Annotated in this window: 13 protein-coding genes; 5 read left to right on the top strand and 8 right to left on the bottom strand. The window is 37.1% G+C overall.

What is annotated here, in order from left to right; translation table 11 throughout:
• Nucleotides 1–208: 208 nt before the first annotated feature.
• From AC58NB_RS13410 to AC58NB_RS13400, 3 genes are read right to left on the bottom strand one after another with little or no spacing between them, the layout of a single operon-like run.
• Nucleotides 209–778, bottom strand: coding sequence for a manganese catalase family protein (locus tag AC58NB_RS13410; RefSeq protein WP_497427345.1), 570 nt, complete (start codon nt 776–778; stop codon nt 209–211).
• A 19-nt stretch (nt 779–797) separates the two neighbouring features.
• The gene (locus AC58NB_RS13405) at nt 798–1,061 is read right to left on the bottom strand and encodes a spore coat protein CotJB (RefSeq protein ID WP_497427344.1); all 264 of its coding nucleotides are present in this window, start codon (nt 1,059–1,061) and stop codon (nt 798–800) included.
• Nucleotides 1,061–1,306, bottom strand: a complete 246-nt coding sequence (locus tag AC58NB_RS13400) for a spore coat associated protein CotJA (RefSeq protein WP_497427343.1) — start codon at nt 1,304–1,306, stop codon at nt 1,061–1,063. Before AC58NB_RS13400 ends, AC58NB_RS13405 begins: the two co-directional genes overlap by 1 nt.
• Nucleotides 1,307–1,509: 203 nt before the next feature.
• Here AC58NB_RS13400 and AC58NB_RS13395 point away from each other — a divergent pair, with 203 nt between their 5' ends.
• The 3 genes from AC58NB_RS13395 (at nt 1,510) to AC58NB_RS13385 (ending at nt 5,209) form a co-directional block, all read left to right on the top strand.
• Nucleotides 1,510–2,652, top strand: coding sequence for a SpoIIE family protein phosphatase (locus AC58NB_RS13395; RefSeq protein WP_497427342.1), 1,143 nt, complete (start codon nt 1,510–1,512; stop codon nt 2,650–2,652).
• A gap of 234 nt (nt 2,653–2,886) precedes the next feature.
• Complete coding sequence (locus AC58NB_RS13390) at nt 2,887–4,242, top strand: arsenic transporter (RefSeq protein ID WP_497427341.1); 1,356 nt, start codon at nt 2,887–2,889, stop codon at nt 4,240–4,242.
• Between the two features lie 301 nt (nt 4,243–4,543).
• Nucleotides 4,544–5,209, top strand: coding sequence for a YwrJ family protein (locus tag AC58NB_RS13385; protein ID WP_497427340.1), 666 nt, complete (start codon nt 4,544–4,546; stop codon nt 5,207–5,209).
• 124 nt (nt 5,210–5,333) lie between these two features.
• On the opposite strand, the gene AC58NB_RS13380 is transcribed toward AC58NB_RS13385, so the two are convergent.
• From AC58NB_RS13380 to cls, 3 genes are all read right to left on the bottom strand, one after another.
• Nucleotides 5,334–6,176, bottom strand: coding sequence for a CheR family methyltransferase (locus tag AC58NB_RS13380; RefSeq protein ID WP_497427339.1), 843 nt, complete (start codon nt 6,174–6,176; stop codon nt 5,334–5,336).
• 17 nt (nt 6,177–6,193) lie between these two features.
• The gene (locus tag AC58NB_RS13375; protein ID WP_497427338.1) at nt 6,194–8,956 is read right to left on the bottom strand and encodes a response regulator; all 2,763 of its coding nucleotides are present in this window, start codon (nt 8,954–8,956) and stop codon (nt 6,194–6,196) included.
• Nucleotides 8,957–9,124: 168 nt separating this feature from the next.
• Nucleotides 9,125–10,579, bottom strand: coding sequence for a cardiolipin synthase (gene cls, locus AC58NB_RS13370; protein WP_497427337.1), 1,455 nt, complete (start codon nt 10,577–10,579; stop codon nt 9,125–9,127).
• 289 nt (nt 10,580–10,868) lie between these two features.
• Between cls and AC58NB_RS13365 the strand changes: the two genes are divergently transcribed.
• Together AC58NB_RS13365 and AC58NB_RS13360 are read left to right on the top strand one after the other, a co-directional pair.
• Nucleotides 10,869–11,102: a hypothetical protein gene (locus AC58NB_RS13365; protein WP_497427336.1), complete on the top strand. Its 234-nt coding sequence runs from the start codon at nt 10,869–10,871 to the stop codon at nt 11,100–11,102.
• 63 nt (nt 11,103–11,165) lie between these two features.
• The gene (locus tag AC58NB_RS13360; RefSeq protein ID WP_497427335.1) at nt 11,166–11,333 is read left to right on the top strand and encodes a hypothetical protein; all 168 of its coding nucleotides are present in this window, start codon (nt 11,166–11,168) and stop codon (nt 11,331–11,333) included.
• 35 nt (nt 11,334–11,368) lie between these two features.
• Here AC58NB_RS13360 and AC58NB_RS13355 read toward each other — a convergent pair whose 3' ends face one another.
• Nucleotides 11,369–12,091 carry an amino acid ABC transporter ATP-binding protein gene (locus AC58NB_RS13355; RefSeq protein ID WP_497427334.1) on the bottom strand — a complete coding sequence of 241 codons (723 nt, stop codon included), beginning with the start codon at nt 12,089–12,091 and terminating at the stop codon, nt 11,369–11,371.
• Complete coding sequence (locus AC58NB_RS13350; protein WP_497427333.1) at nt 12,088–12,744, bottom strand: amino acid ABC transporter permease; 657 nt, start codon at nt 12,742–12,744, stop codon at nt 12,088–12,090. Before AC58NB_RS13350 ends, AC58NB_RS13355 begins: the two co-directional genes overlap by 4 nt.
• Nucleotides 12,745–12,809 lie beyond the last annotated feature (65 nt).

Here is a 12,809-nt window from a genome sequence, read left to right as displayed (position 1 = left end):
CTTCTCCCGCAGAGTATTTGCTTATGTCTCGAGGGACTAGGAGTCGAAGCTGGATTGCATAAAAAGCTGAGACGACTCGTTCAGAAGCGAGGAGGCATAAGTCAGGGGCTCGCAGGGAGGGCATTCTCCCTTCCAGCTCACTAAATTCTATAAATCAGAAAAAGGTCCTGTGTTAACTTCACAGGACCTTTTTTGATGTGATAGTTTATTAAAATATTTTCTTCCGCTCTCTATCATCAGTAATAATTTGTACAGCTTCACGGAACCGTTGAGAATGGACGATTTCCCTTTCTCTTAAAAATCGTAAACCATCATTTAAATCAGGATCATCAGACATATTAATAATCCATTGGTAGGTAGCTCTTGCTTTTTCCTCTGCTGCAATATCCTCATATAAATCAGCGATTGGATCTCCTTTTGCTTGAATATAGGCTGCCGTAAATGGGACACCCGCAGCATTATGATAGAAAAGGGCAGAATCGTGATCAACATAGTGATCTGCCAAACCGGCTTCTCGCATCTGTTCTGGTGTGGCATCTTTCGTCAATTTATAAATCATAGTGGCGATCATTTCTAAATGGGCAAACTCTTCCGTTCCTATGTCATTTAACAAACCTACCACTTTATCTGGAATGGTATATCGTTGATTCAAATATCTAAGAGCGGCTGCTAATTCTCCATCTGCTCCTCCATATTGTTCAATTAAATATTTGGCTAATGTAGGATTACAGGTACTGACTCTGACTGGATATTGTAGTTTTTTTTCATAGAACCACATGCTGATATCACCTCATTTATTATATTTGCCAAGGCCACGGATTAGTTCCCCACCCCCAATTGGCGTCCGTATAACTGTTTCCAAATTGTTGAAGCGGTCCGAATTTCTTTTCAAATTCCTGTTTGAGCTTTCTACTTTGATGAGAATATTCATTAAATTGCTGCATCGTTTCTAAGTCTGTAGGGTGAGTGTCTAAATATAAAGTCAGTTCCACCAAGGCAAAATCGATTGCCTGAATTTCTTCTAACAATTGATAATACTCATCAGGTAATTGCGGTTGCATTAAGGCTCCTCCCTTTTGTGTTCATATGGGTTCTCATAATAGTCATAAAAAACAGGCCATAGGGTTCCCTTGAAAAGTGCCTCCTTCGGAGAAAATTGCGGCAAGTTAGGAGGTTGAAATCCAAGAAACAAATTAGGTGGAGTGGAATAATACTTCTTACCAATTGGTCTGCACGGATCAAATCGACTGTGAAATGGTGTGAAAGATTTCATATAAGATTTCTCAGGTCGATGTTGTTCTGTCATAGTGCACCATCCTTTTTAAAATTCATATTCCTTTCAGGCTATGAGCTAATCATCCATTTTATTACGGACATTTATTAAAGCTATATCTAATTAGTGATTATTTTTAAAATACTATTTTCGTAGTTTCAACTATTTGTATTTTCAGTAAAAGTGACATACCATAATTTATATAAGATTTAGTACTCTAGAAGATGGGTGAAAGAATGTCAATACTTGTCGTTGATGACAATAAGGTAAATTTATTTGTAATAGAGACCATCTTAAAGCAGGCAGGCTATAAAGAAATAGCACTTGCCAAATCTGCAAACGAGATGATTCATATTTTAGAAGAAGATTTAAGTATCAATCACGGAAGAAGTTCCTATAACTTAATTTTATTAGATATCATGATGCCTGAAATAGATGGTATAGAAGCCTGTAAGAGAATTATGGCTACCGAGGAATATAAAGATATCCCCGTTATATTTGTGACCGCATTAGGCGATACTCGTAAACTGGCTGAAGCACTGGATGCCGGAGGATCGGATTATCTAATGAAGCCCATTAACAAGGTAGAGCTTTTAGCTCGTATTCGTGCTGCACTCCGATTAAAAGAAGAGAAAGATTGGCATAAAAATCAGGATGAAAAAATAAGCTACGAACTCGATCTTGCCACTAAGGTACAGAGAAGCCTGTTAAGTGAGCCTATTTTAAATGATCAAATAAAAATCACCAGGTCTTATAAGCCTTCGTTTAATCTCGCAGGTGATATGTACTATTGGCAGCAGATTGATCAGGACCGCTATGCTATATTTATGTTTGATATGATGGGACATGGCATACCTGCCTCATTGGTATGTATGTATATCTCCTCTATCCTTCGTGAAGCGGTACGCAACCTAGTAGATCCTGAGAAAGTAATTCTTGAATTAAATCGCTGCATGATTTTACTTGAGGAAAAAACAAAGTTAACGTCTTATTACTTAACTGGTATTTATTTATTAGTAGATACAAAATCAAAAACAATTGAATATGTAAATGCAGGTCACCCACCGGGCTATCTTTATATAGATGAGAAAGATGTAATCGAAATGGGCCAAAGAAACATTGCTGTTGGTTTCTTTAATGAAATGCATGTAAACAAAGTAACTGTTCCTTATACAGATAGTTTTCAGGCCTTACTCTTTACTGATGGTGTAGCAGAAGCTATTGATGATGATGAAAATATAGCCTTGGCTCATTTAAATGAAATTGCTAAGCATGCATGGACAGAGCAAGAAGCAATGGCTCCATTAAATACCATCCTCCCGGAAGAGAAACAAGCAAATCAACATGATGATATGTGCGTCATCCTCGTTAGGGGTTAAGAATAGAGATAGATGTTCTCTAAAAGACAAAGACACAGATTCCATATGAGAATCTGTGTCTTTGTCTTTTTAACTTTTAATAGGCAAGAATCTTGCAGGTACAACTATCCTGTATGGACAACGGTATATTCCATAAGGACTGGACTAAAGCTCTGTCCAACCGCATTTCGTTTGAATAAGAATATATAAAATAACTGAAAAGCTATGAATACCCAGTATAAAGGAGGGCAGTTGATGACTTTTCAAATTGGATTGACTATACTGGTATTCGCAATGACCATGTTTATCATTTTATGGAGACCCAGAGGGATAAATGAGGCAATACCAGCAACAATAGGGGCAATAATCATTATTTTATTCGGTTATGTCTCTTTCGATGATATTTTGGACATCCTTCAAAAGATAAGCGGTGCTTCCATTACTATTATTTCTACTCTTGTTATGGCAGTCATTTTAGAAAGCTTCGGTTTCTTTCATTGGGCAGCAGCCAGGTTGGGCATAATCGCAAAAGGGTCCGGTTACCGTTTATATTGGTACATTCAACTATTATGTTTTCTGATGACATTATTATTCAATAATGATGGAAGTATTTTAATTACAACTCCTATATTAATTTTACTGTTGAAAAGCTTACGTCTCAAACCTCATCAATGTATTCCTTATCTAATAAGCGGAGCATTTATAGCTACTGCTGCCAGCACTCCCATTGGCGTCAGTAATATAGTAAACTTAATTTCTTTACGTATTGTCGATATGTCTCTTTACACTCAAACTGCAATGATGTTTGTTCCCGCCACACTTGGATTAGGCTTTATGTCCGTTTTAATGTTCTATTGTATTAAACATACATTGCCAATAACACTCCCCCCTATGACATATGATATAGAAACCATGTTTTTTACAAAAAATTTTCACCCACTTAAAGCAGGAATTTCAGTAAACACGAAGAGACAACGAACACGATTCATGGGAAAAGTTTTATTATTCGTTTTTATCGTACGTTGTACACTCTTTGTCGCCTCCTATTTTTCGATTCCCATTGAATTAATTGCCGTATTGGGATCTTTACTCCTCCTTATATGGAGATGGTATTTTCTCAGAAAAAATCCAATGGATATTTTAAAAAAGACACCTTGGCATATCTTCTTATTTGCCCTCTCAATGTATATTATGATCTTTGGGTTGTATAATGCCGGATTGACAGAATTACTCGTTGAGCTATGTGAACCCATTGTGAACGAAGGTTTATTAAATGCTACCTTTATAATGGGTGGCTTAGTGACCATTCTATCCAATCTATTTAATAATCACCCTGCTTTAATGATCGGAACCATTACATTAACCGAAATGCACTTAGATCCTATCACCTTAAAAACAATCTATCTTGCCAGTATTATCGGAAGTGACATTGGCTCTCTCCTGTTGCCAATTGGAACTCTCGCTTCCCTGATTTGGATGCATATCTTAAGACAAAACAAAATTCTCATCAGTTGGAAAAGTTATTTAAGTTTCTCCTTACTAGTCATTCCTATCACCACAATTGTAACTTTGCTTTTACTCTATTATTGGGTGCAATTTATTTTTATATAGTCTTCGTTCATTAATACAGTCGTCTCAGCTTTTTATGCAATCCAGCTTCAACGGCTAGAAGCTCAGGACATAAGCATAGTCTCTGCGGGAGGGAAGAGCGCCTCCCTGCGAGCCCCTGTCTTATGCTCCTCGCTTCTGGACAGTCGTCTCAGCTTTTTATGCAATCTAGCTTCAGGGCCTAGGAGCTCGAGTCATAAGCAAATACTCTGCGGGAGGAAGAACGTCTCCCTTCGAGTATTTGTCTTATGCTTGTCGCTCCTGACCAAGGCCCTTCAGCTTTTTAATTAAAGGAGGAGTTATTTTGAAGGTTTTTGAGCAGTTGATTGGGGAGCAAGTGACGGTTTTATTGTCGGGTAATGCTTTATTTAATGGAATTCTGACTGATATGGGGTCAGATATTATTGTCTTATTTAACGGTGAACAATATATCTACATTCCTCTCATGCATGTTCACAGTCTCAATAATAATAAGGAACCAGAGAAATATGTTACCCAGCCAAACAATCCGTCCATTATAGAAGATATGGATTCTATCTCCTATCGCAAGACGTTGACCCATGCAAAAGGCACTTTTGTGGAAATCTATGTAACGGGTAACTTAACGTTTCACGGATATATTACAAATGTACTAAATAATTATTTTGTTTTTTATTCACCCATTTATAAGCAAATGTTTATATCTCTTTCACATCTAAAATGGCTTTCTCCATATCCTCAAACCATTACACCTTATAATCTTAGCCAAGAGAAATTTCCTGTTAACCCGTCAAATATCCCATTACTCCGTTCACTAGAAGACCAATTAAAGAAAGATGTTGGCAAGCTTGTTGTTTTTGATGGAGGCAGTAATCCATTAAAAATAGGATTACTGACAAATATAGAGCAAAACATCATTGAATTATTAGTAGCAGATGGCATTCCAAATTACCTTAATCTAGACCATATAAAGTCTATTCATTTCCCCTAATCCTCAGCTATTTGATAAAAAAGAAAAGGAGACCCGACTGAGCTGATTCCAAAAGTTAAATGATAACACCAACTTTGGGATACAGTTCAGAATGAAGTCTCCTTTTATCCTTTTTCAAACCCTATTATGAATGTAACTTTTTTCGGTAAAGCCGCTGATTAATATCTAGTTCCATATACGTATCAGCCAATTCCATAATCTTAAGGGATTCTTTGTTACCAAGCCCCAAATAACCGCCAGGGCTTAAACTCTCATCAAATAGTTGGAATACTTTCGCCTGCAACTCCAATGTGAAATAAATAATAACATTTCTGCAAATAATCACATGGAATTCATTAAATGATCCATCCGTGACTAAATTATGTTGGGCAAAAACAATATTCCTCGATAAGGATGGTCGAAAATAGGCATATTGCATATCCGTTTTATAATATTTAGAAAAAGCATCTAATCCACCAGCTTGCAAATAATTCTTCGTGTAAGATTGCATCCTTTTTAGTGGAAAAGCACCTTGGCGGGCTTTTTCTATGACTTTTTCGTTCATATCAGTCGCATAAATTTTTGTTTTATCAGCCAATCCTTCTTCTTCCAAGAGAATCGCCATTGAATATACTTCTTCTCCGGTTGAACATCCCGCATGCCATATGCGTATTTCCGGCAGATCCCTCAATCTTGGAATAATCTTCTTACGAAAAGCATAAAAGAAATCTGGATCTCTAAACATATCAGTCACATTAATCGAAAAATCACTCAGAAGATTATTTACATACCCTTCTTCATGGATTACTCTTACAAGAAGTTCAGAAACAGTGGTCAGGTGATCCTTATTGAGTCGATTTTTTATGCGGCGAGAAATTGAAGAACGCATATAACCACGGAAATCGTACCCTGTCATCCGGTAGATTGCCTCTAGCAATAAGTCAATTTCTAAATTCTCGCGTTCCTCTATAGATGATGGATACCCCAACACTAAGCAGCTCCTTTCTACTTCGTTAACCAAACAGACATCACTGAATATAGCTGTTCTAAATTAATTGGTTTGCTGATATAGTCTGTTGCACCAGCTTCCAAACATTTTTCTCGATCTCCCTTCATTGCTTTAGCAGTCAATGCAATGATAGGGATGGATGTAAATTCAGGATTTGCACGTATATGTCTCATCGTATCATATCCATCAAGTTCAGGCATCATAATATCCATAAGAATCATGTCCAAATCATCTTGTTCCTTAATAATTTCAAGACATTGTATTCCATTCTCTGCAACAGTGATTTCAACACCTTTACTTTCAAGGGCTCTTTGAAGAGCGAATATATTACGATGATCATCATCCGTAATTAAAACTTTTTTCCCCTTGAAGACATCCAGAATGTCTGATTCTTCTTCCTCAGATTCTACCACTTCTTTTTGCACAGCTATTTGCTCCATGACATCATTTGCGATTGGCATATGAATAAGATCAGCATTCTCTATATTATTTTTCTTAACCATTCCATCCGGTAGATTCGGTAAGTACACAGTAAACGTACTTCCATTTCCCTCTTCACTTTCTAAGGTCACATATCCGCCAAGTAATTTAGAGAATTCACGGCAAATTGATAACCCTAATCCAGTTCCTCCATACTTACGGGCTGTTGCTCCATCCGCTTGCTGGAAGGCTTCAAAAATAATTTGTTGTTTATCATCCGCAATACCAGGACCAGTATCGGTAACAACTATTTTCATCCAGAAGTCAGTATCTGTAATACCATCAAGCAGTTCTTTCTCTCGGGTATTTTTTACTTTTTCCAATTTCATTATAACTGAACCTTTTTCTGTAAACTTTACAGCGTTGGATAATAAGTTTTTCAAAATTTGTTGCATTCTTTGTTCGTCGGTATAGAAGATGGATGGCAGATCATCTTCTTTTTCAATAACCAATTCCAGACCCTTTTGCTCTGCCTGAGGAGAAAAGACGCGTTCCAGACTCTCAATAACCTCACACACATTGGTTTCATTAAAGAAGACTTCTAGCTTACCAGCCTCAATTTTAGATAAATCTAAAATATCATTAATGAGTGCCATTAAATCATTACCGGAAGTATGGATTACTTTTGCAAACTCTTTTTCATCCTCTGTATATTCACCCGGCTCTTTATCAGCAAGCATTTCGGATAGGATTAAAATACTGTTCAATGGTGTTCTCAACTCATGAGACATATTCGCAAGAAACTCAGATTTATATTTTGAACTTTGAAGGAGCTGTTCATTTTTAACCTCAAGTTCTTCTTTAGAAATCTCCAATTCCCTCGATTTTTGCTCAGCTTCCAGATTACGTTCTTCCAATTGTTCATTAATCATGCGCAATTCTTCTGATTGCATCTGAAGTTCTTCAGATTGTGTTTGCAATTCTTCTGCCTGAACCTGTAATTCTTCTGTCATAGCTTGCGATTCATTTAGCAGCCTTTCCACTTCCATCCGACCCAACACACTATTTATAGCCATTCCAAGATTATCGAGCATATGTTTAATCGTTTTTAGCTCAAGTTCAGTAAAACCTTTAATACTTGCAAATTCCAATACAGCTATTACTTTGTGTTCATATAAAACTGGAGCAATCACAATCGACTTCGGTTTAATATCCCCCAGCCCTGTTTTAATAAGTTTATAATCTTCTGGGACATCATCAAGTAATACAATCTTTTTATCAGCGACTGACTGGCCGATTACGCCTTCTCCAAGACTAAAGCTATCACGTCCTCCATCCCCATAAGAGGCTACCTTATAAAAATGATGATCTTCATTTTCATTTCTTAAATAAAAGGCACCCAGTTCTGCTCCCATGGTTGGAGTAATTTTATTAATGAATTGCTCTGCAAGCTGTCCAACTTTAAAGATTCCCTGATACATCTCCGCAACTTCCGCAACTTTTGTTTGTACCCAGCTTTGATTCTTAATTTCCTGAGTATATTCTTTTTCGTTTCTGCTAAATGTCTCTAATGAAGCTGACATTCTATTAAAAGCAGACGCGATTCGACCAATTTCATCCTCCACTTTTACTTCGATTCTCGGCATAGTAGTGGTATCACTTAAATCTACATTTGTGATAACATCTGTAATTCTGTTTAATTCACGTGCAGAGCTTATGATTACCCAATAGGCCAGAAGTAAAGTTAAAACGATTGTTATTATGAGAGCACTGACAATAATCGTCTGCATTTGTGCATACTTTTCGTCAGCACGTACCAATGCTTCATCCATAAGACTTTCTTGAAAATCAACGAAATCGGCAATTACGGTAAGTACATTATCACTTGCTCTGTCTTTCTCGGCCCTTAAGACTTCATAGCTAGTGACCCCTTTTTGCATATCAGTCATTAATTGAGTTTCCAGCTTTGTATAGTTCTCATATGAAGCCCGGAACTCTGCCAATAAGGTTTCGCCTTTTTCTGTATTCGCAATGCTTTCTAGTTTTCTAAAACGGTCTTCTATATAGACATGATTTTGATCAATCGTTTCAGTGGCATCGCTCAATTCTTCTTTACTCGGAGTACTTGAATCCTGCCCCAGTAAATTAAGAGTACGTTCCGATTCGGCAAAATTTCTTTGAATATCATTAATATAGCTAACTTTTTGATAGCGATCATCCACTATCTCAAGTAAATCTCCTCTCGAACTACTCAATCTTCCGTTAATAATGATCATTAAGACAATAATGATTACTAATATTGAGCCAAATCCGACTAAATTTTTTTGCTTAAATGTCATTAATGTACCCCTTCCCAGTTCCCAGTCATCTTTATTATTTATTATCTATTTATAAGGACTATGATTAAGAAAAATTCAAAGATCATACCAATATTATACTGCAATGCCATAACAAAAAGACACTAACTCGTCCTAGTGTCTTTAAAAATAGTACATATTTACTTCTATTTATAAAACAGGGGATAACAACCTGGATAATGATTCCTTAAATCGAATAATTAGGGAACGATTATTATAGATTTCTGCTGTTAATTCATGGCAGTGCTTTAAATCCGCAGCAAATGTATCCCGTAAACGTTCCGCTGTCTCCGCATGATAAATGATGGCATTCACTTCAAAATTCAGTCGGAAACTACGTACATCAATATTCGCTGTGCCAACTGTCGCTAACCGATCATCAATCACTAATGTCTTAGCATGGAGGAATCCATTTTCGTATAAAAATACTTTTGCACCGGCTTTTAATAATTCTCCAACATATGAATAAGTTGCCCAATACACAAATAAATGATCAGGTTTATTGGGAATCATCACACGAACATCCACCCCTGACATCGAGGCAATCCTGATGGCATCCAGTACACTGTCATCTGGTATAAAATATGGTGTCTGCAAATAAATATATTCTTTTGCATCTAATATCATACGAATATAACTCTTTTTAATTTGTTCCCTTTCAGAATCAGGCCCAGATGTAACAATTTGAAGCCCAACTCCTTTTTCGTTATGTTGCTTGCTGTACTTAAAATATTCTTCCGTCCATTCCATCTTATCTCCTGAAGCTTGAGCCCAATCGAGCATAAAACGCGACTGTAAATCATTCACAGCATCTCCGATAATCCTTAAATGGGTATCTCTCCAATAACCGAACTTCGGGTTAAGGCCTAAGTATTCTTCACCGACATTGAATCCACCTAGATATCCAATTTTCCGGTCAATGATGACAAGCTTTCGATGGTTCCGAAAGTTAATTCTGAGATTTACAAGCGGTAATTTCCCAGGAAAGAACGCTTTGGCGTTTCCGCCCGCTTCTACTAATTTTTTTATTCGCTTTTTAGAAATTCTTCTGGAACCCGCATCGTCATAAATCAGCCGTATCTCTACACCTTCTTTAGCCTTTTCAATCAAAGCATCTAGAAGCCTGTTTCCATAAGTATCATTTTGAATAATATAGTATAGTACATGAATATGTTTTTTGGCATTAGCAATATCCTTAAATAAAGCGTTGAATTTATCTTTCCCATCCGTAAAAATTTCAATTTCATTATCATTGGTGTATACGGAGTGGTCCGTTTTCATATTCATTAAAATTAAATCCTTATACCTCTGTGTGATAGAAGTATTAAATGGTTCATCCATATTCTTTAAGTGTTCCTTTTGTTCAGCGATCCTCTGCTCCAGATAATCATAGCCACGCTTATCCCATGTAAATATTTTTCTTTTGCTTAAATTCTGTCCAAGTACGATATACAGAATAAAGCCTCCAATTGGAATAAAGCTCAAAACCATTAACCAAGCCCAAGAAGCGCTGACATTACGTCTTTCTAAAAAAGTTATCGTTAAAGCAAATATAAAATTGATAAGTATCAATAATTGCCATACAAAGCTATCCGTTATTCCCATGCATCTACCTCTCCAACTCAACCATTGTCTTCTTTATAAATATTATAACGATAAAGAATAAAAAAAACATACTGAACTGCATCCATAACCGAACAGGCAACCTATAATTGAAGGTCGCCTTTCATTCACCATACTTCACTATTCTATACCATTCATTAGACATACTATTCACTGAACAGCGCCTAAGTAAAAAGACTTAAACACTTCTTCTACTCATTCACCTAGTATAGATTATATAGATTCCTGGCAATTTAAAGGTAAATAGATCTTAAGAAAGGGAATGATTCAATTGCCAAGAAACAGAGATAATGCCCATGTTAACCCTGAACCGAATCCTGACGGCACACAGGAATCAATCATAAATGACCCAAAAGGTACTAAAATGGGGGTGGTCACTGGTAGCCTCCAGCCTGGTTTTAACCAAAGCCAAAATCCTTATCATGTAAGCGATAAAGATGAAACGCCAGAATCCATGAAAGAGTTTGAACAATTGACCCGTGGAAAGAAGTTAGATGAGATCTAATCTTGATGTTATGGCTTATTGGGGCTATTATAAAGGAAATCCATTTAAGGAGTTTATTATAATATGTCTAAAAAAGTAAGTCTTCAAGAAGCGATTAAACAAAAACTTGCTACTAAGAAACAATCTTCCCAAGCCAGCAGTCTTGGAAACGGTCCTGTCAAGAAAACAAAAGAATTGCAAAGTCAACTGACAAAAAAACCAAACAATCAACGTAAACGTACGGGCGTATAACGATTCAGGGACTGCTGACCGCAGTCCCTTTTTCATTATAAAACTTTGCTCAAAAACAGTTTAGTTCGGCTATGCTGCGGATTTTCAAATAAACTGGTTGGTTCATTTTGTTCCACAATATATCCATCATCCATAAAAACGACCCGATCTCCCACCTCACGCGCAAACCCCATTTCGTGTGTAACAACCACCATTGTCATCCCTTCAAGCGCTAGCTCCTTCATAACTTCGAGCACCTCTCCTACCATTTCTGGATCAAGCGCTGAGGTTGGTTCATCAAATAGCATAATTTCCGGCTCCATCGCCAAGGCACGTGCAATCGCAACCCTCTGTTTCTGTCCTCCTGATAAGGAATCAGGATAGGCATTTTCTTTTTCTGTAAGGCCTACTTTTCCGAGAAGCCCCAAGCAATGTTCACGTGCTTCTTCCAAAGGAATCTTCTTTACTTTGGTAGGAGCCAGCATTAAATTTTCCAAGACCGTTTTATGGGGAAACAAATTAAAATGTTGAAAAACCATCCCCGTTTTTGTTCGAATCTTATTAATATCTATTTTTTTATCGGCCAGGTCTACCCCATTGATGAATACATGCCCATCCGTTATTTCTTCCAACAAATTTAAACAACGAAGAAAGGTAGATTTGCCTGAACCCGATGGACCTATCACAACTACAACTTCCTGTGGTTTAATGTTTAACGATATGTCTTTTAATACCTCATGATCTCCAAAGCTTTTTTTCAAATTTTTCACATCAATCATTTTGTCTCCAGCCTTCTTTCCAATCTATTTAATAGCATACTTAAAGAAAGCGTTAGGATGAGATAGATAACGGCAGATGTTAAATAAGGCTCCCACACTCGGTAATATTCAGTCGCCATGGCTCTACCCCAATACGTTAGTTCCGGCGCTGCAATAACTGCTGCTATAGAGGACTCCTTAATCAATACAATAAACTCGTTCCCCAGGGGCGGAATAATACGTTTAAACGCCTGTGGCAGAATAACATATCTCATAGCCTGGCCATGTGACATTCCAAGCGACCTGGCTCCCTCCATTTGCCCAGCATCTATTGATTGAATACCTCCTCTGAAAATTTCAGCAATATAAGCAGCAGCATTTAAGGATAAGGCAAGAATGGTTGCAAGGATAGCATTCGTTTCACCAGTCAAGGCTGGTACCACACCAAAGTGAACTAACAGGAGTTGAACAAATATTGGCGTACCACGAAAAAATGCTATGTAACAATTTAGGGGTATAGATAACCATTTTCTTTTGGTCAACCTTCCAAGTCCGATAAGTAATCCAAGAATTGATCCAATTAATATTCCAGCTATTGAAAGCCCAATTGTATAAAGCGTTCCTTTCATTAATAATGGAGCATAAATCTGTATAATATCCCACCTGAAATCCACACCTGTTCCCCCTTATACAAAGATTGCGTATCACAGCAATTCCTGTGATACGCAATCTTATTCCG

This window comes from Pradoshia sp. TA40_28 (genome assembly GCF_059694525.1).
Note: the sequence above shows the minus strand (reverse complement) of the source record. Positions and strands in the feature narration are given on the sequence as shown.